General features: G+C 68.9%; 20 protein-coding genes. 7 read left to right on the forward strand and 13 right to left on the reverse strand.

Annotated elements, in window-relative coordinates; translation table 11 throughout:
- Positions 1–35 precede the first annotated feature (35 nt).
- From AC3A6G_RS05260 to AC3A6G_RS05285, 6 genes are all read left to right on the forward strand, one after another.
- The gene (locus AC3A6G_RS05260; protein ID WP_487858571.1) at positions 36–2,432 is read left to right on the forward strand and encodes a DUF3772 domain-containing protein; all 2,397 of its coding nucleotides are present in this window, start codon (positions 36–38) and stop codon (positions 2,430–2,432) included.
- A gap of 129 nt (positions 2,433–2,561) precedes the next feature.
- Positions 2,562–3,704: a flagellar biosynthesis protein FlhB gene (gene flhB, locus AC3A6G_RS05265; RefSeq protein ID WP_487858572.1), complete on the forward strand. Its 1,143-nt coding sequence runs from the start codon at positions 2,562–2,564 to the stop codon at positions 3,702–3,704.
- The gene (gene flhA, locus AC3A6G_RS05270) at positions 3,701–5,803 is read left to right on the forward strand and encodes a flagellar biosynthesis protein FlhA (protein ID WP_487873223.1); all 2,103 of its coding nucleotides are present in this window, start codon (positions 3,701–3,703) and stop codon (positions 5,801–5,803) included. The genes flhB and flhA overlap by 4 nt, the downstream gene beginning before the upstream one ends.
- Entirely contained in the window at positions 5,800–8,202 is a 2,403-nt protein-coding gene (gene flhF, locus AC3A6G_RS05275) for a flagellar biosynthesis GTPase FlhF (RefSeq protein ID WP_487873224.1), read from the forward strand. The genes flhA and flhF overlap by 4 nt, the downstream gene beginning before the upstream one ends.
- Positions 8,199–9,080: a MinD/ParA family ATP-binding protein gene (locus tag AC3A6G_RS05280; RefSeq protein ID WP_487873225.1), complete on the forward strand. Its 882-nt coding sequence runs from the start codon at positions 8,199–8,201 to the stop codon at positions 9,078–9,080. The genes flhF and AC3A6G_RS05280 overlap by 4 nt, the downstream gene beginning before the upstream one ends.
- Positions 9,055–9,783 (forward strand): RNA polymerase sigma factor FliA, encoded by a 729-nt coding sequence (locus AC3A6G_RS05285; RefSeq protein WP_487858576.1) that lies wholly within the window; start codon positions 9,055–9,057, stop codon positions 9,781–9,783. The genes AC3A6G_RS05280 and AC3A6G_RS05285 overlap by 26 nt, the downstream gene beginning before the upstream one ends.
- A gap of 19 nt (positions 9,784–9,802) precedes the next feature.
- Here the strand turns inward: AC3A6G_RS05285 and AC3A6G_RS05290 are convergent, their stop codons facing one another.
- Together AC3A6G_RS05290 and AC3A6G_RS05295 are read right to left on the reverse strand one after the other, a co-directional pair.
- A complete protein-coding gene (locus AC3A6G_RS05290; RefSeq protein ID WP_487873226.1) occupies positions 9,803–11,599 on the reverse strand; it encodes a monovalent cation:proton antiporter-2 (CPA2) family protein in 1,797 nt (598 codons plus the stop codon).
- An 82-nt stretch (positions 11,600–11,681) separates the two neighbouring features.
- Positions 11,682–12,584 carry a LysR family transcriptional regulator gene (locus tag AC3A6G_RS05295; protein ID WP_487873227.1) on the reverse strand — a complete coding sequence of 301 codons (903 nt, stop codon included), beginning with the start codon at positions 12,582–12,584 and terminating at the stop codon, positions 11,682–11,684.
- 101 nt (positions 12,585–12,685) lie between these two features.
- Here AC3A6G_RS05295 and AC3A6G_RS05300 point away from each other — a divergent pair, with 101 nt between their 5' ends.
- A complete protein-coding gene (locus AC3A6G_RS05300; RefSeq protein WP_487873228.1) occupies positions 12,686–13,699 on the forward strand; it encodes a zinc-dependent alcohol dehydrogenase family protein in 1,014 nt (337 codons plus the stop codon).
- Positions 13,700–13,711: 12 nt separating this feature from the next.
- On the opposite strand, the gene cheZ is transcribed toward AC3A6G_RS05300, so the two are convergent.
- From cheZ to flhD, 11 genes are all read right to left on the reverse strand, one after another.
- Positions 13,712–14,356, reverse strand: coding sequence for a protein phosphatase CheZ (gene cheZ / locus AC3A6G_RS05305; protein ID WP_487873229.1), 645 nt, complete (start codon positions 14,354–14,356; stop codon positions 13,712–13,714).
- Between the two features lies 1 nt (position 14,357).
- Entirely contained in the window at positions 14,358–14,753 is a 396-nt protein-coding gene (cheY, locus tag AC3A6G_RS05310) for a chemotaxis response regulator CheY (RefSeq protein WP_487858635.1), read from the reverse strand.
- A 52-nt stretch (positions 14,754–14,805) separates the two neighbouring features.
- Complete coding sequence (locus AC3A6G_RS05315; protein WP_487858581.1) at positions 14,806–15,885, reverse strand: protein-glutamate methylesterase/protein-glutamine glutaminase; 1,080 nt, start codon at positions 15,883–15,885, stop codon at positions 14,806–14,808.
- Positions 15,882–16,523: a chemoreceptor glutamine deamidase CheD gene (gene cheD / locus AC3A6G_RS05320; protein WP_487858582.1), complete on the reverse strand. Its 642-nt coding sequence runs from the start codon at positions 16,521–16,523 to the stop codon at positions 15,882–15,884. Before cheD ends, AC3A6G_RS05315 begins: the two co-directional genes overlap by 4 nt.
- Before the next feature lie 2 nt (positions 16,524–16,525).
- Positions 16,526–17,356 (reverse strand): CheR family methyltransferase, encoded by an 831-nt coding sequence (locus AC3A6G_RS05325; protein WP_487873230.1) that lies wholly within the window; start codon positions 17,354–17,356, stop codon positions 16,526–16,528.
- 16 nt (positions 17,357–17,372) lie between these two features.
- Positions 17,373–18,689, reverse strand: a complete 1,317-nt coding sequence (locus AC3A6G_RS05330) for an EAL and HDOD domain-containing protein (protein WP_487873231.1) — start codon at positions 18,687–18,689, stop codon at positions 17,373–17,375.
- Positions 18,690–18,712: 23 nt separating this feature from the next.
- A complete protein-coding gene (gene cheA, locus AC3A6G_RS05335; RefSeq protein ID WP_487873232.1) occupies positions 18,713–20,740 on the reverse strand; it encodes a chemotaxis protein CheA in 2,028 nt (675 codons plus the stop codon).
- Between the two features lie 40 nt (positions 20,741–20,780).
- Positions 20,781–21,737: a flagellar motor protein MotB gene (gene motB, locus AC3A6G_RS05340; protein ID WP_487873233.1), complete on the reverse strand. Its 957-nt coding sequence runs from the start codon at positions 21,735–21,737 to the stop codon at positions 20,781–20,783.
- 22 nt (positions 21,738–21,759) lie between these two features.
- On the reverse strand, positions 21,760–22,620 hold the full coding sequence (gene motA, locus AC3A6G_RS05345) for a flagellar motor stator protein MotA (protein WP_487858587.1): 861 nt from the start codon (positions 22,618–22,620) through the stop codon (positions 21,760–21,762).
- Positions 22,621–22,685: 65 nt separating this feature from the next.
- Entirely contained in the window at positions 22,686–23,300 is a 615-nt protein-coding gene (gene flhC, locus AC3A6G_RS05350; protein ID WP_487873234.1) for a flagellar transcriptional regulator FlhC, read from the reverse strand.
- Positions 23,297–23,635 (reverse strand): flagellar transcriptional regulator FlhD, encoded by a 339-nt coding sequence (gene flhD / locus AC3A6G_RS05355; RefSeq protein ID WP_487858589.1) that lies wholly within the window; start codon positions 23,633–23,635, stop codon positions 23,297–23,299. The genes flhC and flhD overlap by 4 nt, the downstream gene beginning before the upstream one ends.
- Positions 23,636–23,710 lie beyond the last annotated feature (75 nt).

Below are 23,710 nucleotides of genomic sequence, written 5' to 3' on the forward strand. Positions count from 1 at the left end.
GCGGCCAGGCACGCCGCCCTTCTATGATGGCGGCCATGAGCGTGACCTCCCGCCTGCTGGCGCTGTGCCTGGCTGCCCTGCTGTCTTGCGGCGCCGCGCTGGCGCAGCTCGACCCTGCCGGCAGCGGCGCCGCCGCCATGGCGGCGCCCGAGCCCGAGCTGAGCGTGCCCGAGATGCGCGCGCAGCTCACGAGGATCACCGAGGCCCCGCCCGAAGCCCATGGCAGCCTGCGCGATCAGCTGGCGCAGATCAACGCGATCGGCGCCCAGGCCGAGAAGTTCGTGGCAGCCCGCACCGCCGAGCTGGCCGACCTCAACGCCCGCCTCGGCGAGCTTGGCGAACCGCCGGCGGCCGGCGCCACCGAAGACCCCGACATCACGCGCCAGCGCGCCACCCTGACGAAGGAGCGCAACACGCTCGATGCCGACATCCGGCTGGCGCGCCTGCTGACCATCGACGTACGCCAGCGCGGCGCCGAACTCGTGGACCAGCGCCGCGCGCTGTTCGAGGCGCAGGTCACCGAGCGCGCCCCCTCGCCGCTGGGCGACGAATTCTGGCGTGATCTTCGGCGGGCATGGCCCGGCGACATCGCGCGCCTGCAGGCCCTGGGCGCGGACCTGCGCGACGGCTTCGAGAAGGCGACCGGGCAAGGCACGCGCACCGGGGTGATCGGCGCGCTGCTGCTGGCCGTGGTGCTTGCCGTGCTCGGGACCTGGGCCGCCGAGCACCTGCTCACGCGGCTCGCCGCACGGCTGCTGCCGGCGGGCCGGCTTCGGCGCTCGCTGCTGGTGATCGCCATCGTGGCCAGCCACGTGCTGCTCGTCGCGCTGGCCGCGTACGGCGTCGAGCGGCTGCTCGAGGAGTACGCGACCTGGACGCCGCAGGCGAGCAAGGCGCTGCACTCGCTCGCACAGGCGCTGGTGTTCATGGCCTTCGTGGTCGGGCTCGGACGTTCGCTGCTGGCCATCGGCCGGCCGAGCTGGCGGCTGCCGCCGATGTCCGACGCGGTGGCCGGCCGCCTCGCCGTTTTGCCCTGGTTCGTGGCGCTGGTGGCCGCGGTCGCATGGACGCCCGCAGAGATCAATACCGTCGTGGACGCGAGTTTCGCGGCCGTGGTGGCGACCCACGTGGTCACGGCGCTGACGCTGACCGCGCTCGTCGGCGTCGTGCTGCTTCGCCTGCGAACGCTGCGCGACCGCGCGCCAGGTGCCGACCTGCCGGAGCAGCCGATCTGGGTCGGACTGCTCGTGGCCTGCATCGGCGCGGTCATGGTCGCGATCTGGGTCCTGCTCGCCGTGGGATATGTGGCGCTCGCCAGCCTGCTGGCCTCGCAACTGACCTGGACCGGCATCGTCGCCGCCTCCTTCTACGTGCTGTTCAAGTTTGCCGACGACGTGTTCATGGCGACCGTGTCGTCACGCAGCACCATGGGCCAGCGGCTGCAGAAGAGCTTCGGGCTCGCACCGCAGACGCTGGACCAGGCCGCCACGGTGCTGTCGGGCCTGAGCCGCGTCGGCCTGTTCTTCTACATGCTGATCGCGCTTGCGGCGCCGCTGGGCACCGGCCCCGACGAGGTGTTCCAGCGCAGCGGCAAGTTCGGCTCGGGCGTGAAGGTGGGCGAGTTCGAACTCGTGCCCGGCGCCATCCTGGGCGCGGTCGCGGTGGCGATCCTGGGCTTCGTCGTGCTGCGCGTCTTCAAGCGCTGGCTCGCGCAGAGCTACCTGCCGAGCACCCGCTTCGAGCCCGGCATGCAGAGCTCGATCGCCACGCTGCTGGGCTATGTGGGCGGCATCCTCGTGGTCGCGTTCTCGCTGTCGGCGCTGGGCATCAGCATCGAACGCATCGCCTGGGTCGCGAGCGCGCTCTCGGTCGGCATCGGTTTCGGGCTGCAGGCGATCGTGCAGAACTTCATCTCGGGCCTGATCCTGCTCGCCGAACAGCCGGTGAAGGTGGGCGACTGGGTCGTGCTGGGCACTACCGAGGGCGACGTGCGGCGCATCAACGTGCGGGCCACCGAGATCCAGCTCGGCGACCGCTCGACGCTGATCGTGCCGAACTCGGAGTTCATCACCAAGACGGTGCGCAACATGACGCTGGCCAATGCCGAGGGCCGGGTGCTGATCCGCCTGCCGCTGCCGCTGACCACCGACGCGGCGCGCGTGCGCGAGCTGATCCTCACGGCCTGCCGCGAACACGAGGGCGTGCTGGAAACGCCCGCGCCCTCGCTCACGCTCGAAGGCATCGAAGGCGGCCTGCTCGTGTTCCAGGCCATCGCCTATGTCTCCAGCCCGCGCCTGGCGGGTGGCGTGCGCAGCGACCTGCTGTTCACCATCCTGGAGCGCCTGCACGCGGCGCAGATCCCGCTGGTACCCTACGCGGCGATGCCGGCGCCGGCTGCCGCCCCGGCCGAACCGGCAGCTCCCGCCGCCTAGGCGCAGGCCGCACCGATCATCCGAGCAGCGGGCAAATGCCCGCGCTGATCGACCGATTGTCCGGAGGCGCCCGAACGAACAATCAGCCATGAGCAGGCGCCGTGCCGCCGACGCTCGCCCGGAGCACCCATGGCTGAAGAAAGCGATCTCGAAAAAACCGAACCTGCCTCATCGCAGCGCCTGGAAAAGGCGCGCGAGGAAGGCAACGTTGCCCGTTCGCGCGAGCTTTCCACCTTCGTGCTGCTGGGCGCCGCCGGTGCCGGCCTCTGGCTGACCTCGGGCTCGCTCGGCGACACCATGCAAGGCGCCCTGGTCCAGGGCCTGCACTTCGACCGCGCTACGGCGTTCGACCCGGCCCACATGCTTGCACGCGCCGGGCTCATGGTCGTCGAGGCGCTGGTCGCGCTGGCGCCGCTGTTCGGCCTGATGCTGATCGCCGCGGTGGCCGGCCCGCTGATGCTCGGCGGCTGGCTGCTCTCGGCCAAGGCGGCAGCACCCAAGTTCAGCAAGCTCGACCCCATCGCGGGCATCGGGCGCATGTTCTCTTTCCAGTCGCTGTCCGAGCTGGTCAAGGCACTGGCGAAGTCGCTGCTGATCGGCGGCGTGGCCTGGCTCGTGATCATGGGCAACATGGACGAGGTCTCGTCGCTGATGTCGCAGTCGGAACGCACCGCGCTGCCGAAGATGATGAGCCTGGTGGCGCATAACTGCCTGCTGATCGCGGCCACGCTGCTGCTGGTGGCGCTGGTCGACGTGCCGTTCCAGCTCTGGAGCCACCACCGCAAGCTGCGCATGTCGCGCGAGGACCTGCGCAAGGAGCACAAGGAAAGCGAAGGCGACCCGCACATCAAGGCGCAGATCCGCCGCCAGCAGCAGCAGATGGCGCGCCGCCGGATGATGGCCGAGGTGCCCACGGCCGACATCGTGGTGACCAACCCGACCCACTTCGCGGTGGCGCTGAAGTACGTCGACAACGACATGCGCGCGCCGCGCGTGGTGGCCAAGGGCTCCGACCTCGTGGCCGCGCGCATCCGCGAGATCGCGCGCGAGAACAAGGTCGCGATCCTGGAAGCGCCGCCGCTCACGCGCGCACTGTTCAAGCACACCAAGCTCGGCGACGAGATTCCCGCCGGCCTCTACACCGCGGTGGCCGAGGTGCTGGCCTGGGTCTACCAGCTCAAGCGCTGGCAGGCCGAAGGCGGCGACGCGCCGCGCACCCCGGCCGACCTGCCGATTCCGAAATCGCTCGAATACACACCGGACACTGCATGAACGCGATGGCGAACCTCACGCGCCTGCCGGCGCAACTCTTCTCAGGCGCCCAGTGGAAAGGCCTTGCCGGCCCGATCCTGATCGTGCTCATCATGAGCATGATGGTGCTGCCGCTGCCGCCGTTCCTGCTGGACCTGCTGTTCACCTTCAACATCGCGATGTCGGTGATGGTGCTGCTGGTGAGCATGTACACCATGAAGGCGCTCGACTTCGCCGCTTTTCCGGCGGTGCTGCTGTTCTCCACGCTGCTGCGCCTGTCGCTCAACGTGGCCTCGACCCGCGTGGTGCTGATGCATGGCCACACCGGCCCCGACGCAGCGGGCAAGGTGATCGAGGCCTTCGGCCATTTCCTGGTGGGCGGCAACTTCGCAGTCGGCGTGATGGTGTTCATCATCCTGGTGATCATCAACTTCATGGTGATCACCAAGGGCGCGGGCCGCATCGCCGAGGTCGGCGCGCGCTTCATGCTCGACGCGATGCCCGGCAAGCAGATGGCGATCGACGCCGACCTCAACGCCGGCCTTATCGGCGAGGACGTGGCTCGCAAGCGCCGCGCCGAGGTGGCGCAGGAAGCCGACTTCTACGGCTCGATGGACGGCGCGAGCAAGTTCGTGCGCGGCGACGCGGTCGCGGGCCTGCTGATCCTGGTGATCAGCATCATCGGCGGCCTGGTGGTGGGCATGTTCCAGCACAACCTCGACTTCGCCACCGCCGGCACGACCTACACGCTGCTGGCCATCGGCGACGGCCTGGTGGCGCAGATCCCGGCGCTCGTGATCTCGACCGCGGCCGGCGTGATCGTCTCGCGCGTGACCACCGACGAGGACGTCGGCGGCCAGCTCACGGGCCAGCTGTTCTCCAACCCGCAGGTGCTCTTTCTCACGGCCGGCCTGGTCGGCCTGATGGGCCTGATCCCGGGCATGCCGAACCTCGCGTTCCTGCTGATCGCGGGCGGCCTGGCCTGGCTGGGCCGGCGCGTCCAGCAGCGCGCGCCGCGCGCAGCCGCCGAGAAGGCCGCGGCCGCGGCTGCGGCTGCGGTGCAGGCCATGCCGGCAGCCGAATCGCCCGAGGCCACCTGGGACGACGTGGCGCTGGTCGACCCGCTCGGCATGGAAGTGGGCTACCGGTTGATTCCGCTGGTCGACCAGACGCAGAACGGCGAGCTGCTGGGCCGCATCAAGAGCATCCGCAAGAAGATCGCGCAGGAGCTCGGCTTCCTCGCGCCGGTGGTCCACATTCGCGACAACCTCGAGATCCCGCCCAACACCTACGTGATCAGCCTCAAGGGCGTGGAGATCGGCCGCGGCGAGGCCTTCCCCAACCAGTGGATGGCGATCAACCCCGGCCAGGTGACCGGCACCCTGCCCGGCACGCCGACGCAGGACCCGGCCTTCCACCTGCCCGCGGTGTGGATCGACGCGGCGCTGCGCCAGGAGGCGCAGGTCATGGGCTACACGGTGGTCGACGCCTGCACGGTGATGGCCACGCACCTGAACCACCTGATCCAGATGCACGCGGCCGAGCTGCTCGGCCGCCAGGAAGTACAGCAGCTGCTCGACCAGATCGGCAAGACCGAGCCCAAGCTGACCGAGGACCTCGTGCCCAAGGTCATGTCGCTGAGCACGCTGCACAAGGTGCTGCAGAACCTGCTCGACGAAGAGGTGCCGATCCGCGACATGCGCACCATCCTCGACGTGATGGCCGAGCATGCGCCGAGCGTCAAGGACGCCGCCGAGCTGACCTCGCTGGCGCGCCTGGCCCTCGGCCGCGCGATCGTGCAGCAGCTGTTCCCGGGCGACTCGGAACTGCAGGTGATCGGCCTGGACGGCGCGCTCGACGGCGTGCTGCACCAGGCGCTTGCCAACAACAACGGCATTGAGCCCGGCCTCGCCAACAGCCTCATGCAGCAGACCCGCGCCGCCATCGCGCGGCAGGAGCAGCTGGGCCTGGCGCCGGTGCTCGTCGTCCAGCATTCGCTGCGCGTGCTGCTCGCCCGCTTCCTGCGGCGCAGCTTCCGCCAGCTCAAGGTTCTCTCCCATGCGGAGATTCCTGACACCCGAAACATCAAGATCACCGCCACCATCGGAGGAAGAGTTTGAACACGCACACAGACGTCCGGACCAGCGCGCGCAAGTTCGTCGCGCCCACCAGCCGGGAGGCCCTGCGCATGGCGCGCGAAGCACTCGGCGACGAAGCCATCGTGCTGACCAACCGCGTGGTTGCCGAAGGCGTCGAGATCGTCGCCATGGTGCAGCAGGACGTGGAAGCGGTGCATGCACAGGCGCCTGTCTCGCAGGCTCCCGCGCCCGCCGTGACCCTGGCGCCCGTTGCCCCCGCCAGCCCCGTCTTCGCGCTCACCCCGCCACCGCCCGTCGCCGCCCAGGCGGCACCGGCACCGGCACCGGCACCGGCACCCGCCGTCATCGCGGCCGACAGCGTGCTCGGCGAACTCCACTCGATGCGCTGCATGATCGAGGAGCAGCTCGCCGGCGTCGCCTGGAGCGAGAAGCAGCGCCGCGACCCGATGCGCGGGCGCCTGCTGCGCGCGCTGCTCGGCGCCGGCTTCAGTGCGCGCCTGTCGAAGGCGATGCTCGAACACCTGCCCACCGGCCAGAGCCACGCCGAGGGCATGGCCTTCGTGCGCTCCGAACTGATCCGCACGTTGCCCGTGCTGGGCGACGAGGACGCGCTGCTCGCGCAGGGCGGCGTCTATGCGCTGATGGGCCCCACCGGCGTCGGCAAGACCACCACCACCGCCAAGCTCGCGGCCCGCTGCGTGATGCGCTTCGGCGCCGACAAGCTCGCGCTGGTCACCACCGACAGCTACCGGATCGGCGCCTACGAGCAATTGCGCATCTACGGCCAGATCCTCAACGTGCCGGTCTATGCGGTGAAGGACGCGGCCGACCTGCACCTTGTGCTGCATGACCTGCGCGACAAGCACATGGTGCTGATCGACACCGTCGGCATGAGCCAGCGCGACCGCGCCGTCTCGGACCAGATCGCGATGCTCTGCAACAGCCACCGCCCCGTAAAGCGGCTGCTGCTGCTCAACGCCACCAGCCACGGCGACACGCTCAACGAGGTGGTGCACGCCTACCGCCACGGCAGCGACAGCGAACTCGCCGGCTGCATCTTCACCAAGGTCGACGAGGCCACCCATCCGGGCGCGCTGATCGACACCGTGATCCGCCACCGCCTGCCGGTGCACTACGTCTCGTGCGGCCAGAAGGTGCCCGAGAACCTGATGCGCGCCGACCGCGCCCAGCTCGTGGACAGCGCCTTCCAGGCCAACAGCGCGAGCGCGCTGTTCGTGCCGGGCGAAGGCGACCTGAACGACGCAGCCGCCGCCGCGGGCGCCGCCGCTTCGTCGGCGCAGGCCGACGCCGAAAAGCAGCGCCTGCGCTACAGCCGGCTGATCAGCGCCATGGCGCACGACGCGCAGGAAGTGGCGACCGCCGCCAAGGCGCTCGGCGCAGCACCGCTGGGCTTCGCGCAGGCGCGTGCACTCTGGCGCCAGGCCGCCGACGACGACATCGGCCACAAGGCGGTGCTGCAGTCCCTCATGGCGCATGCCGCGAGCGAGATCGCCAACGGCTGCGACACCCATCTGCTCGCGCTCAGCGGCCAGGTCGGCCTCAAGTCCGACGAGAGCAGCGACGCCTACCACTGCCAGGGGAGCCTGCTGCTGTCCGACCGCAGCGGCATGCCGCTCGCAGCGCCCAACCAGTGGCTCTCCACCGCCGCCACCCGCCATGCCGCCGACCCGGGGCGCAAGCCCGGCGTGCGGCAGGTGCAGTGGCTGCGCCAGCAGGACTTCGGCGACAAGACCGTGGTGCACATGCTGCCGCGGCTGCCCTCGGCCGAATTGATGCTGCAGTGGCAGGTCCAGCGCCAGCAGTGGCTCGCGCGCGTGCCCGCCTCCACCGCGGTGACCGATCCGAACACCGGCGAATACGCCACGCTCAACGGCCTCGACTTCGCGTATGGCGAAGCCCGCGCCGTAGTTTTCAAGGGGCGGCCCGCGCTCCGGATGGAAGCGCAGGCCAGCGTGACGCTGCGCACCGACGGCGGCCTGCCCGGCCTGCGCTGCATCGCCACCCGCGTGATCGATGCGCGCAGCCGCAAGGTGCTGGCGCAGGGCCATGCGCTCTGCAACATCGGTGCAGAGGTGCCGCTCGCCCAGCTCGCGCAGTGGCAGGCCTGGGCCGCCGAGGCCGAGCCCTGCTTCCGCCTGCTGCGCCAGGGCCTTTCGGCGCTCGGCGGACTCGGCGAGGCCGGCGACCCCCACATGATGAAGCGCCTGCTCATCGCGGGCCAGGTCACGACCACCGTCTGGCGCCTGCTGCAGGCCGAGGGCGACTGGGCCGCACGCACGCGTGCGCTGCTGGTGCAGCTCACCGGCCGCGCCGCACGCGTGGGGCGCCCGGTCTCTGGCAACGTGCTCTACGCCGGCGTGAGCAAGCTGTTCCTGCTGCTGGAGGCGCTGGACACGTGAGCAAGCTGGTCCTCGATCAAGCCGATGGGCTGCGACGGCTGCTGGCGCAGTCGTCCGCGCGCCTCATCGCCCTGGCGAGCATGGGGCACCGGCCAGGCACCACCACCGCGGCCATGAACCTCGGTGCGGCGCTCGCCCACATGGGCAAGGACGTTCTGCTGCTCGACGAGCACGGCGCCGGGGAGAACTCGGTCGCTGCCGAATGGGTCGTCGACCCGCTCGGCACGCTGGCCGACGTGGCCGCCCATCGGCTGACCTGCGAAGGCGCCGCAGCGCGCACGCCGTGCGGCGTCGGGGTGCTGCCGGCGCTGCCCGGCGCGCAGCCCGACCACACCGATCCGCGCCTGCTTTGGCGCGGCGACGTGATCCTGGTCGATGCGGCGCTCGACAGCGTCGGCAACCTGTCGCCGCTCGCACGCATGGCCGACGAACTGGTGGTGGTGCTGCAGCCGCACCCGGCGTCGATCACCGCCACCTATTCGGGCATCAAGCGGCTGCACTACGCGCACGCCGTGCGCCAGCTCCGGCTGCTGATCAACCAGGTCGCCGAGCCCGAGGCCGCACGCCAGAGCATGGCCAACCTGGTCGACACCGGCAGCCGCTACCTTGCGGTCTCGATGCAGCCCGCCGGCTGGGTGCGCGCCGACCCCCACATGCCCGCCGCCCGGCGGCTCGGACAGACCGTCGTGGAGGCTTTCCCGACCAGTCCGGCCGCCGTGGATTTCCGCGTCATCGCCGCCGCCGTCACGCAGTGGCCGTGGCGCCCGGCCGTGCGGCCGCAGGACGCCGGAACGGCGCTCTGGCGCGCCGACGCCCTGATGCAGGAACCCGCCAACGAGGAAGAGGACGACCGTGTATACCGCACAGGGAACGTTTGAGAAATCGCATCTGCTGAAGCAGCACCAGCCGATGGTGCGCCGCATGGCGCTCCAGATGCTGGCCAAGCTGCCCGCCAGCGTGGAGCTCGACGATCTGATCCAGGCCGGCATGATCGGCCTGCTCGATGCGTCCACCCGCTACCAGGACAACCGCGGCGCACAGTTCGAGACCTTCGCGAGCCAGCGCATCCGCGGCGCCATGCTCGACGAACTGCGTGCCAGCGACTGGGGTTCGCGCGGCCTGCGGCAGTCGTCGCGCAAGGTCGAGCAGGCGATCCAGGCGCTCGAGCACCAGCTCGGGCGCCCGGCCGCCGAGGGCGAGATCGCCAAGGCGCTCGACATGGAACTCGACGAGTACCAGTCGCTGCTGCAGGAGATCCAGGGCTGCCAGCTGCTCTACGTGGAAGACTTTGCGCACGACGGCGAGTCAGACACCGCCTGGCTCGACCGCCAGGCGCGCAACGACGGCGCCGGCAACGACGACCCGCTCGCGCAGCTCATGGCCTCGGGCTTCCGGCACAAGCTCGTCGACGCGATCGCCGCATTGCCCGAACGCGACCAGCTGCTGTTGAACCTCTACTACGAGGAAGAGCTCAACCTGCGCGAGATCGGCGCCATCCTCGAGGTGAGCCAGTCGCGCGTGTGCCAGCTGCACAGCCAGGCCATCAGCCGGCTGCGGGCGCACCTGAAGGACGTGCTCTAGGGGCGGTGCATCGGCGCGCTCAGACCGCAGGCGCTTCCGCGCTGCCGGCATCGCGCTTGCCGCCGTTTCGCAACCCGGCCTGCAGCAATGCGCGGCCGGCGAATGCGTCGCCTGCAACCTCGAGGTCGAAGCGATCGCCATCCAGCCGGCGCAGGTCCGAGATCACCGCGGTGGCTTCATCCACCGTCGCGCCCGTGGCCAGCATCGCTTCGTAGCTCATCTTCATCGCCGATTCGAAGGTCTCACGCACCACGGTGGCCGTCGGATCGGTCTTGACCAGCTCCACCGCGTGCTCGCGGTCGTAGGCCCGCACCAGCACGCGCGAGTGCGGACACTGGGCCCTGACGGTCTCGGCGATGCGCGTCGCCGCGGCCTTGTCGTTCACGCAGACCAGGATGGCGGTGGCGGTGTGCGCACCGGCGGCGTGCAGCACATCGGGCCGGCCGCCGTCGCCGTAGTAGACCTTGAAGCCCAGGTACGACTGCGCGTCGCGGATGACCTGCGTGTCGTTGTCGATCACCGTGAGCGAGGCGCCGCGCGCCAGCACGCCCTGGCTGGCGATCTGGCCGACGCGGCCGAAGCCGATCACCAGCACCTTCCCCTGCTGGCCGTTGACCGCTTCCACGCCCTCCATCGACACCGCGGCGCGCGGCCCGAAGCGCTGGTGCAGCAGCACGACAAGCGGGGTCAACGCCATCGAGAGCACGACGATGGCCGTCATGTTGGCATTGACCGTGGCGTCGATCACGCGCGCACCCAGGGCGGCCGCGAACAGCACGAAGGCGAATTCCCCGCCTTGCGCCATGAGCACCGCGCGGTCCAGCGCGTCGGCATGCGAACTCTTGGCAAGGCGCGCCACGGCGTAGATGCAGGCGGCCTTGGTCGCCATCAGCGCCACCACGCCGGCCACGATCAGTTGCCAGTTGCGGCCCACGACCGCCAGGTCCAGCGACATGCCCACGCCAAGGAAGAAGAGCCCCAGCAGCAGCCCGCGGAAGGGCTCGATGTCGGCCTCCAGCTGGTGCCTGAAGGTCGACTCCGACAGCAGCACGCCGGCCAGGAACGCGCCCATGGCCATCGACAGGCCCCCCAGCTGCATCACCAGCGCCGCACCGAGCACCACGAGCAGCGCGGCAGCGGTCATGACCTCGCGCGCTTTCGCGTTGGCCAGGACGCGGAAGAACGGGTTCAGCAGCCAGATGCCTGCGGCCACCAGCGCTGCCAGCGCACCCAGCGCCAGTCCGATCACGCCCCAGCGCGAGGGCACAACGGCGGCGGCATCGAGCGCCGGTGGCGCAATGAAGGCCACCAGGGCCAGCAGCGGCACGATCAGCAGGTCTTCGAACAGCAGGATGGACACCATGCGCTGCCCACGCGGCGCGGCGATGTCGCCGCGCTCGCCCAGCAACTGCATGACGATAGCCGTCGACGTGAGCACGAAGCCCATCGCGCTGATGAAGGACACCGCCAGCGGAAAGCCGAATGCCATGCCCACCAGCGTCAACAGGCAGCCGCAGACCAGGCACTGCAGGCTGCCCAGGCCGAAGATCTGCTTGCGCAGGCTCCACAGGTGGGAAGGCTGCATTTCCAGCCCGATCACGAACAGGAACATCACCACGCCCAGTTCGGCCACGTGCAGGATCGCCTGCGGATCGTTGAACAGCTTGAACCCGAAGGGCCCGATGGCCAGGCCCGCTGCCAGGTAACCCAGCACCGACCCGAGACCGATCTTCTTGAACAGAGGCACCGCCACCACGGCGGCGCCGAGCAAGATCACGACGTTGACCAGGTCGCCCGCGCTTCCTTCGACAGCCATGCAAAAGTCCTCCGTATTGAAATCCAGGAATGCACAAAGGGGCCCTCGGGGCCCCTTGCGCGCCCGCCATTGTCTCAGCGTCTCAGTCCGCGAGCGCGCGCAGCAGCGCGCCACGCAGCCATGCTTCGGCCGGGTCCTTGTCCGCCGGCGCGCGCCAGCACATCGTGATCTCGTAGCGCGGGCTCTCGAACGGCAGGGGCTCGCAGCGCAGGCTGCCTGCTGCGCACAGCGCGTGGGCGACGTAGGTCGGCACCGTGGCCAGCAGGTCGGTCCCGGCCAGCAGCGCCGGCAGGCTGCCGAACTGCGGCAGCGACACCGCCACCCGCCGCTGTCGGCCGAGCGCTTCCAGTGCATCGTCGACGAAGCCGCGCAGGTCTTCGGCGAAGGTCACCAGTACATGCGGGCGCGCACAGAACGCGTCGAGCGTCAGCGGGGCCGGGTCGGCATCGGCGCGCAGCACCGCATAGCGCGCCGTGGCGGCGCGCCGCACGCGGGCGCCGGCCGGCAGGTCGCGCAGGTAGGCCAGCACGGTGCTCACGCGCCCGTCCTGCAGCTGGCGCATCGCATCGCGGTGGCTCACGGTCGATGCGACGAGCCGCGCGCGCGGCAGCTCGGCGCGCATCAGGTGCAGCAGCTGCGGCAGCACTGCGATCTGGAGGTCGTCGGTCAGGCCGACGCGAAACACCGGTTGTGCCAGCGCCGGGTCGAATGCCGGTCCGGATCGCAGCGCCGCCTCGATCTGTTCGAGCGCCGGACCGAGGCCCTGCATCAACGCCTCGGCGCGCGGCGTCGGCACCATCTCGCGCCCCTGCCGCACGAACAGGGCATCGCCCGTGAGCGCGCGCAGCCTGGCGAGCGCATGGCTCACCGCGGGCTGGCCGATGTGCAGCCGATCGGCCGCGCGGCTGACATGGCGCTCGCGCATCAGCGCCGCGAGCACGGTCAGCAGGTTGAGGTCGATGCGGTTCAGTTCAGCGAGGTTCACCAGGGGTACATCCACGATCGATAAGGCGCATGGCGATTATGTGATCTGTCGATTTCCCATCCGATGACGCCATGCCTACATTCACCGCAAAGGAGATCGACATGGCAAGAATGGTTCGCTTCCACGACTTCGGCGGCCCCGGGGTGCTCGCCCTCGAAGACATGCCGGTGCCGGCGCCCGGCGCCGGCGAGGTCCGCATCGCGGTGCATGCCGTCGGCCTGAACTGGGCCGACGTGCTGTGGCGGCGCGGGCTCTACATCGAAGACGCGCAGTTGCCGAGCGGCCTCGGCAACGAGGCGGCGGGCATCGTCGAGGCCGTGGGGCCGGGCGTGCAGGGCCTCGTCGCCGGCGACCGCGTGGCGCTGCTGCCGGGGGCGCACCAGGGCCGCTACCCGACGTATGGCGAGCGCATCATCTTTCCGTCCACGCACGTGGTGCGCCATCCGCCGAACCTGTCGGCCGAAGAGGCCGCGAGCGCCTACATGGCTTACCTCACAGGCTACTTCGCACTGTTCGAGATCGCGCGCCTCGGCCGCGGCGACACCGTGCTCGTGACCGGCGCCTCGTCGGGCACCGGCTTGGCCGCGCTGCAGATGGCGCGCGCCGCGGGCCTCGTGGCCATCGCCACCACACGTACCGCAGCCAAGCGGCAGGCGCTGCTCGATGCCGGCGCGGCGCAGGTGGTGGTGACGCAGGAGGAAGACGTGGTGCGCCGCGTGCTAGGCGCGACCGGCGGCCGCGGCGTGGACCTGGTCTACGACGGCGTGGGCGGCCCGATGTTCACCCAACTCGGCGAGGCGGTGGCACCGCGCGGCTGGTACCTGCTCTACGGCCTGTCGGGCGGCGCCGAACTCAGCTACCCGGTGACGGCGCAATTCCGCCGCAGCTGGCGCTTCCATGTCTACAAGGTGCTCGAGTTCACCGGCTCTGCGAGCCTCGGGCTGCCGCGCGACGAAGCAGCGCTGCGGCGCGCGCTGCAGTTCATCGACGCGGGCCTTGCGGAGGGTCGCTTCGGCGTGCACATCGACCGCAGCTTCGCGCTGTCCGACGTGGCCCAGGCGCATGCGTACCTTGAGCGCGCAGCGCACACCGGCAAGGTCGTGCTCACGGTCTGAGCACGGCCGGGCTCAGAACCCGAGGCTCTCGAGCAGGTCGTCCACCTGCGCCTGCCCCGTCACGGCCTCGGGGTTGTCGGCGTGGATCTGCGGTCCGTTCTGCAGGCTGCTGCTTTCGGGCTCGTGGCGCTTGTCGGCGGGGGAGTTGTCGATCAGCACCTGCAGCAGCTGCGTCTCGACGTCGTTGACCACTTCCATCATCTTCTTGATGACCTGGCCCGTGAGGTCCTGGAAATCCTGCGCCATGAGGATCTCGATCAGCTGCGCGTTGATCGCGCCGGCCTTCTGCGGCACATCGCTCAGGTAGCCGCGCGTGTCCATCACGAGCTGGCGCGCCTGGTCGAGCTCGACCGGGTTGGCGAACCATTCGTCCCAGCGCTGGGTCAGGCCCTTGGCGTTGCTGGCGAGGTCTTCCTGCAGCGGCTGCGCAAGGTCGATGGCGTTGAGCGCGCGGTGCGCGGCCCGCTCGGTCATGCTGGCGATGTAGCCCAGGCGGTCGCGCGCGTCGGGGATGGCCTGCGCGGCCTTGGCGACCTGCTTGTCGAGGCCGAGTTCGCGCAGGCCGTCGCGCAGCTGGCGCGTCAGCTGCCCGATGCGCCCGAGCAGCTCCTCGGCCGTGTTGGCGTGCTCCACATGTTCGAGCGCATGCTGGCTCATCTCACACCGCCTCTTTCTGCAGCTTCTCGAAGATCTTGTTGATCTTTTCCTCGAGCGTGGCGGCCGTGAAGGGCTTAACCACGTAGCCGTTGGCGCCGGCCTGCGCCGCCGCGATGATGTTCTCCTTCTTGGCCTCGGCCGTCACCATCAGCACCGGCAGCTTGCCGAGCTCGGGATCGGCGCGAATCGTCTGCAGCATGGTCAGGCCGTCCATGTTCGGCATGTTCCAGTCCGACACCACGAAGCCGAAGTTGCCGCCGCGAAGCTTCTCGATGCCGGCCGCGCCGTCCTCGGCTTCGTCGACGTTGAGGAACTCGAGTTCCTTCAGCAGGTTGCGCACGATGCGCCGCATGGTCGGGAAGTCGTCCACGACCAGGATCTTGATGCTCTTGTCTATCACGATGCTTCAGCTCCAGTAAATCAAATCGTTCGCTTGCTTGTTCTCTCACTCAAACCCGGTTCGCGCGTTCGCCGAAGGTGCGCAGGTGGGCCAGCACGCGCCGCCCCATTTCGTCCAGCGACACCACCTCGTCCACGGCGCCCAGCGCGATCGCCTCGCGCGGCATGCCGAAGACGACACAGCTCGCCTCGTCCTGCCCGAAGGTGTGTGCCCCCGCCTGCTTCATGCGCAGCAGGCCTTCGGCGCCGTCCTTGCCCATGCCGGTCAGGATCATTCCGATTGCGTTCTTCCCCGCATGCCGCGCCGCCGAATCGAACAGCACGTCGATCGAGGGCCGATGGCGGTTCACGGGCGGCGACTGGTCGAGCTGGGCCACGTAGTTGGCGCCGCTGCGGGCGAGCGACAGGTGGAAGCCGCCCGGCGCGATGTAGGCATAGCCCGGCAGCACGCGTTCGCCGTGCTCGGCTTCCTTGACCGTGATGCGGCACAGGCCGTTGAGCCGCTGCGCGAACGAGCGCGTGAAGCCCGGCGGCATGTGCTGCGCGATCAGCACCGCCGGTGCGTCGGGCGGCAGCGGCAGCAGCACCTCGCGGATGGCCTCGGTGCCGCCGGTGGAGGCGCCGATGATGATCAGCTTCTCGGTGCTCAGCAGCGGGCTGCGCAGCATCGGCTCCTGCACCGCGTCCTGCGCGGTCTTGGCCGAGGCGCCGTGGCGCCCGGGCAGCAGCCGTGCCGCCGCCGCAGTGCGGATCTTGCCGCTGATCAGCTCGGTGTAGTTCAGCAGCCCGTCGCGCACGCCGAGCTTCGGCTTGGTCACGAAGTCGATCGCGCCGAGCTCCAGCGCGCGCAGCGCGATCTCCGAGCCACGCTCGGTCAGCGACGACACCATCACCACCGGCATGGGCCGCAGGCGCATGAGCTTCTCGAGGAACTCGAGCCCGTCCATGCGCGGCATCTCGACGTCGAGCGTGAGCACGTCGGGGTTCGTGGCCTTGATGAGGTCACGTGCCTGCAGCGGATCGGCCGCGGTGCCCACCACCGTCATGTCGCTCTGGGCGTTGATGATCTCGGTCATCACGCTGCGGATCAGCGCCGAGTCGTCGACGCAAACCACCTTGATCTTCTTCATGCGATCCACTTTCCCTTGCCGTATGTGGCGGACCATCTGCGCAGGAGTTCGCCCTCGTCGCGCTGGACCGCCTGAATGTCGTCCTTGGCGCGCAGCTTGCGCACCACGGCCTTGCCGCTGGCCGGCTGCAGGCACACGCGGCGCGCATGCAGCCCGCGCAGATCTTGCGCGGCCACCACGATGCGCTGTTTCTCGAGGTAGCGCAGCACGAAGTCGGCATTGCGCCCGCCGATGTTGAGCATGGTCATGTTCGCCAGCACCGCAGCACCGCCGAAGACCTTGGCCTTGAGCCGGTCGCGCCGCGCGCCCGCGCGCAGCATCTCGGCAACCAGCACCTCCATCGCGTAGCCGCCGTAGCGCATCGACTCGACCTGGCTGCGCGGATCGGCCTCGGCATCGTCGGGTAGCATGAAATGGTTCATTCCCGCGACGCCGGCCTCCACGTCGGTGATGCAGGCCGCCACGCAGGAGCCCAGCACCGTCGTCAGCAGCACGCCCGCATCGGTCACGAAATATTCGGCCGGCAGCAGCTTCACCGCCTGGCAATCGAAGTCGCGGTCGAAGTAGTGATGCGTGGCCAGCGACGCTGGCACGGCCGCGGCTGCGCCCGACGACGCCCTCTCCCGAACGGCTGCCATGGTCACACCCGCGCCTTTCCGAGTGCGTAGACGGTCTGCCCGACGGTCTTGAAGGCCTGGTTGACGAGCGATGCGTTCTCCGAGTGGCCCGCGAACAGCAGGCCCTGCGGCTTGAGCAGCGGCGCGAAACGCTCGAGGATCTTCTTCTGCGTCGGCTTGTCGAAATAGATCATCACGTTGCGGCAGAAGATCGCGTCGACCGGCTCCTTCAAGGGCCACGACGCATCGAGCAGGTTGAGCCGCGAGAACTTGACCATGGCCGCGACCTCGGGGCGCACCCGCACCTTGCCGGCGTTGGCACCCGTGCCCTTGTTGAAGAAGCGCCGCAGCCGTTCGGGCGGCATGCGGCTGGCCTGCTCCATCGTGAAGACGCCGGCCGCAGCGCGCTCCAGCACCGACGTGTCGATGTCGGTGGCGATGATGCGCGCCGTGGTGGCACGCTCGCCGAGCGCCTCCATCAGCGTGATCGCGATCGAGTAGGGCTCCTCGCCCGTCGAGGCCGCCGCGCACCACACGGTGACCGGCTGGCTGCACTTGCGCGCCAGGTCGGCGAGCACCGGAAAGTGATGCGCTTCGCGGAAGAACGACGTGAGATTGGTGGTCAACGAATTGATGAAGAGCTGCCACTCGTCGCCGTCGCGGCTGTCCTCGAGCTGGGCCAGGTAGGTCGAGAACTCCGGCAGCCCGAGGTCGCGCAGCCGGCGCGACAGCCGGCTGTAGACCATCTGGCGCTTGTGCTCGCCCAGCGCGATGCCGGCGCGGCGGTGGATGAGCGTGCGGATGCGGGAGAAGTCGCTGTCGGTGAAGACGAATTCGGAAGCGGTCGATGTCATGCGCGGGCTCGTTCGGTCAGTGGGCTTCGGTCAGGGTCAGGTCGTGCGACCACGCCAGCGCTCGAAGATGGGCCGCGTTGACCTGATCGGCGCCGAGCAGCAGCGCTTCGGCCAGATGGGCCGCTTCGCCGGTGCCCAGCTCGCAGGCCTCGGCCAGTGCCAGGAAGGGGCCGTACACGCCCTCGCGCGACAGGATCGCCTGCTGCACCGCGCCGGGAAGCTGCACCTGCGAGAGCACCTCCTGCATCGGAACGCCCAGCAGCCGGTCGATGAGCGAGAACATGCCCACCACGAACAGGTTGTCAGCTTCGCCGGGCGGCAGCATGACCTCGCCCATCAGTTCGACGAAGCGCCCGCGCAGGATCGCCTTCTTCATCATGAAGGGCGGGCTGCCCGCCGCGTTGCTCGTGGCCAGCAGCATCGACAGCCAGCGGAACAGCGGCGAGTAGCCGAGCATCGTCACCGCGTGATGCAGCGAATGGATCTCGACGCCGGCGCCCACCGCGGGCGAGTTCATGTGACGCAGCAGCCGGTAGGTCAGCGCGGCGTCGCGCTTGAGCGCGGCCTCGACCTCGCGCAGGTCCTCGTTGCGCTGGATCATCTGCAGCAGCCGCACGATCAGCATCGATTCGGGCTGCAGCGCATGGCCTTGGCCGCCGCGCCGCGGCACCGGCGGCGGAAAGCCGCAGCGCGCGTCGAGGAAGACATCGACGCGGTCGGGCGCGCAAGCCTCGAACGCCGCCCACGACGCCATGCAGGTGGCGATCGGCTGGATGGGCGCATGGCCCGGCTGCTCGGCGCCGCGGATGGCCGCGATCCGCGCCGGGTCGCCGTTGCCCACGTCGAAATGAGTGACCAGGCCGCGCAGCTCGGGGTCCGCGGGCAGCGCCTCGGCGCCGCAGAGCATGAAGCTGAAGCCCTGCTCGCGCAGGAACATCAGCACCGGCCGGAGCTCCTCGTTGGACAGGTCGGCCAGGCCGAGGCAGAACACCGTGTACTCGGGCGCGAGCGACTGCAGCGCACCCAGCGCGAGCGTCTGGGCATCGACCTCGAAGAACAGTTCGCTGTGGCCGAGCTTCCAGGGCGCGGTCGGCTCCCCCAGGTGCTCGGTGACGCAGGCCAGCAGCAACTTGAACTGCGTGACCGCGTCGGGCGCCAGCGCGGCCGGCACGGCCGGCCGCCAGGTGAGCTTGTAGCCGCCGACGCGCATCTGGGCGTCGAGCAGCAGGGTGTAGGCGACGTAGCCGTCGGCGCTGCGTGGGAGGGCAAGGCGCTGCGCGCCGCCCGCCACTGTCTTCTCGGCGCCGGAGCGCCGGAAAAAATCGAAACGCATGGCGCTTGTCACTCCCGATGGGTTCAAGCGGCCACCGTATCTTGCCGGGCCGCATGGGCCAGCGCCGAGCTTCGCACCGCATGCGCGCGCTGGATGCGTGGCATGGCGCCCACGTCGACGATGAAGGCCACGCTGCCGTCGCCCAGGATGGTGGCGGCCGAGATGCCCGGCACCTTGCGGTAGTTGGTCTCGAGGTTCTTGACCACCACCTGGTGCTGGCCCAGCAGCTCGTCCACCAGCAGCGCGAACCGCGACTCGTCGGCCTGCACGATCACCAGGATGCCGGCGGTCGGGTCGGTCTGCGCGCCGGACACGTCGAACACGCGGTGCAGCTCGATCAGCGGCAGGTATTCGCCGCGCACCTTGATCACGTGGCCGTCGCTGGTGATCGAATGCAGGTGCTCGGCGAGCGGCTGCAGCGACTCGATCACGTAGCTCAGCGGCAGGATGTAGGCCTCGCTGCCGACCTTGACCGACATGCCGTTGAGGATGGCTAGCGTCAGCGGCAGCACGATGCGGGTGGTGGTGCCCCAGCCCTCGCGCGAGCTGATCTCGACGTGGCCGCCCATCTCCTGGATGTTGCGCTTGACCACGTCCATGCCCACGCCGCGGCCCGAGATGTCGGTGACCTGCTCGGCCGTGGAGAAGCCCGGCGCGAAGATCAGCTGCCACACCTCGTCGTCGGGCATGGTCTCGGTCACCGGGAGCCCCTGCTGCATGGCCTTGGCGAGAATCTTCCCGCGGTTCAGGCCGGCGCCGTCGTCGCTCACCTCGATCACGATGTTGCCGCCGTGGTGCTGCGCCGACAGCAGCAGTTGCCCTTCGGCCTCCTTGCCCTTGGCAAGGCGCTGGTCCGGCGTCTCGATGCCGTGGTCCAGGCTGTTGCGCACCAGGTGCGTGAGCGGATCGATGATGCGCTCGATGAGGCCCTTGTCGAGTTCGGTCTCCTTGCCGAAGGTGTCCAGGCGAACCTGCTTGCCGAGCTTTGCGCTCACGTCGCGGATCACGCGCGGGAAGCGGCTGAACACGTAGTCCATCGGCATCATGCGGATCGACATCACCGATTCCTGCAGGTCGCGCGCGTTGCGCTCCAGATGGCCCAGGCCGTTGAGGAAGCGCTCGCACTCCACCGGGTCGAGCATGGTGGCCGCCTGCGTCAGCATCGACTGCGTGATCACCAGTTCGCCCACGAGGTTGATGAGCTGGTCGACCTTCTCCACGTCGACGCGGATCGAGCCCGAATCCTTGGCGGCGGCCGCTGCCGGCGCGCCGGCGGCCGGCACGGCCCTGGGCGACGCGGGCGCCGGTGACGCTGCGGCCGGCGCGGCCGCCGGCGCCACGGCGACGGGCGCATCGGCAGCCACGGCGGCTTCGCGCGTGATCTCGATCTGCGACTCGTCGATCACGAAGCAGCACACGGCGGTGATGTCGTCGGGCGCGCAGCTGGTTTCGAGCACCACGGTCATCTGGTCGGCGCTGCGCGTGCGCGACAGCAGCTTGCCGAGGTTCGCAAGCTCTTCGGCGAGCAGCTCGCATTCGCTGTCGGACAGGCCCGAGAAACGGATGCGCAGCGCGCCCTGTCCCGCGCCCGCCAGCACGACGGCGGGCGCAGCAACAGCAGCAACGGCGGCCACCACGGGCGCCGGTGCTGCAGCGCGGCCGCCTTCGGTTTCGAGCGCGAGCTGGCGCAGCACCTCGCAGATGTGGGCCACCCGCTCGGGGTCGGGTTCGGTCTCGGCCTGGTAGGCGGTCAGTTGGTCTTGCAAGGCGTCCTTCGTTTCCAGGAATGAATCGATCATCGAGCGGCTCAGGTTCAGCTGGCCGTGGCGCGCACGGTCGAGCAGGGTCTCCAGCAGGTGCGTCGTGTCGGTCAGCGCCACGAAGCCGAAAGTGGCCGCGCCGCCCTTGATCGAATGCGCGGCACGGAAGATGGCGTTGAGCTGCTCGCTGTCGGGCGCCTCGGCGTCGAGCTCGAGCAGCAATTGCTCCATCTGCGCCAGAAGCTCGACGGCTTCGACGAAAAAGGCCTGGGTAAATTGACTGAGATCCATCGTTGCTCCGGACCGGCTGCTGCGTGCGCCGGCATCGTTTCTAGGGGTGCTTGGGCGCCGCCGACTCTTGCGAAGTCAGCTTGACGTTGTCGGTGGGCGAGAGCGGCGGCGAAGACGGCGAAGACGGCGCCCGCGGGGCCGCCGGCAGCGCCGCGGCAACGCTGCCGCCGCCACCACCGTTCTCGTGCTCGATCTGCTGCTGCGTGCGGCGGTTCAGCAAGATGATGCTGATGCGCCTGTTGATCGGGTTGCGCGGATTCGCGCGGTCGATGTGCATGCTGTCGGCCAGGCCCACCACGCGCAGCACCTTGCCTTCTTCCATGCCGCCGATGACCAGTTCGCGCCGCGACGCGTTCGCGCGGTCGGCCGACAGCTCCCAGTTGCCGTACGAGCGGTCGCCGTTGCTGTAGACGATGGCATCGGTGTGGCCCGACAGCGTGATGCGGTTCGGCAGTTCGTGGAGCGCGGGCGCGAGCTCGCGCAGGATCGCGCGCATGTGCGGCACCAGCCGCGCACTCGCCAGGTCGAACATCGGGCGGTTCTCGCTGTCCACGATCTGCAGCCGCAGCCCTTCGGTCGTGATGTCGATCAGGATCTGCGAACGGAACTGCTTGAATATCGGGCTCGACTCGATGAGCTTGTCGAGCCGTTCCTTCATGCTCGCGAGACGGTCCGCGTCGGCTTCTTCCTCGGCATCGGCCTGGCGCACCTCGCCCGCGGCGCGCGTGCTCGGGTCCATGCCGCCGCCAGGGATCACGCTCACGCTGGTGCTGCTTTTCTCGCCACCGCTCAAGGCCACCATCAGCGGCATCCGGAAATGCTCGGCAATGCCCTCGCGCTGCTTTGGCGAGGAACTGGAGAGCAGCCACATCACGAGAAAGAACGCCATCATGGCGGTCATGAAGTCGGCATAGGCGATCTTCCAGCCGCCGCCGTGGTGGCCGCCGCCATGTCCGGCCACCCGCCGGACGACGATCCTGTGCTTTTCCGCGCTCATGACTGTGTGTGCTCCGCCCGCGTCAGCGCGCCTTGACTTCGCGCACGTGGCTGTCCAGCTCGGTGAAGCTGGGCCGCTCGGTCGAGAACAGCACTTTGCGGCCGAACTCCACCGCGAGCTGCGGTGCATAGCCGTTGAGGCTCGCAAGCAGCGTCACCTTGGCGCACTGGTACATCTTCATGCCCTCGGCCACCTTCTGCTCGATGAGCGACGCGAGCGGCGCGACGAAGCCGTAGGCCAGCAGCACGCCCAGGAAGGTGCCGACCATCGCGTGGGCGATCAGTGCGCCCATTTCCGAGGGCGGCAGGTCGGCCGAGGCCAGCGCGTGCACCACGCCCATCACGGCGGCCACGATGCCGAGCGCGGGCAGCGCGTCGCTCACGCGCGCCAGGCTGTGCATCGGGATCTCGGCCTCGTGCTTGATGGTCTCGATCTCGTGGTCCATCAGCGCCTCGATCTCGAATGCATCGGTATTGCCGCTGATGACGAGGCGCAGGTAATCGCAAAGGAATTCCATCACGCCGGCATCGGCCAGGATCTTGGGATAGCGGCTGAAGATCTCGCTTTGCGACGGGTCTTCCACGTCGGTCTCGAGCTTCATCATCCCTTCCTTGCGCGCCTTGGCGAGCAGCTCGTAGAGCAGCGCGAGCAGGTCGAGGTAGAGCTGGCGGTTGTGCCTGGACGAGCGCAGCAGCAGCGGCAGTTCCTTCAGCGTGGCCTTGATCGTCTTGCCGTTGTTGCCGGCAATGAAGGCGCCCAGCGCGGCGCCGCCGATCATCAGCAGCTCCACGGGCTGGAACAGCACGCCGAAGTGCCCGCCCATCAATGCATAGCCGCCGAACACGGCGCCGATCACCACCAGATAACCAACCAAAAGGAGCACACGCTTCCCCTACTGCCCTTGAGGCGTCGATTCAAAAGCCCCGCCCAAACCGGGCAGGGTCCATGTCAGTGGAGCGCGCCCGCCTCGAGCGCCTGCCCCACACCCAAACCCATGCCTTCCCCGCTCCGTGTCGGCACCACCACTGCCGCGTCGCCGCTGCGCTTTGCGCCGCGCGCCTTGCCTGCGCGCGAGGGCGGGCGGCAAAGCACGCACACGTACCCGTTCTTGTGGTCGTGCGCATGCGCGATGAACTGCCCCGCGCACCGGCTGCAGGTGCTCATTTGCAGCATGTCGCTGTCGAAAAAACGCACCATGGTGTAGGCGCGCGTGAAATCCAGAATTGGCTCGCTGTCTTGCGCGGCAATTTGCTGCAAATACAATTTATAGCTTTTAATTAGGATCCAGACCTTTTCTTCATCGGAATGGATCTTCATGAATTGGTAAATGTTATAGAACATCGACGAATGGATATTCGCCAGCCAAGTCATATACCAATCGGTCGAAAAAGGCAGCAATCCCTTGGGCGGCGAAACGCCCTTTATCTCCTTGTAGAGCCGGATCAGCCGTTCGCGGCTCAGGCCGACCTCGGCCTCGAGGAACTGCAGCCGGGCGCCGAGCCCGATCAGTTCGATGGCGAGCTGGACTTCCCGCACTTCGCCAAGGACGGTCTTGCGCGTCATGCCGCTACCGCTTCCTTCTGCATCTGCAGCGTACGGGCCGACATCAGGATCGACATGTGCGCCTGCTGCAGCGTGCTGTCCTTTCCCTCGCCGACCACAGCCGACATCGAGGCGTGCTCGTTCAGGCGGAAGCTGCAGAGCAGGAAGTTCGACGCCGCGAGCTTCAGGATCTGGGCCAGCGACATGCCCGCGAGCATGTCCGCGAGTTCACTGCTGATGCCGAGGCGGAACATCGCCGCCACGCGGTCCTGCTTGACGAGCTTCTGGGCCAGCAGCATGTAGGCGAGGTTGACGTCACCGATCTCGCGCGAGATCTCGCCGTTCGCCGCATTCATTACGTTATCCGTTTGCAAGATGCACTCCGTTGTTCATGTCCTGGTGTGAATTATTCCCACCTAGTTAAACTTTGT

The organism is Variovorax sp. Soil_C_26, assembly GCF_057657075.1.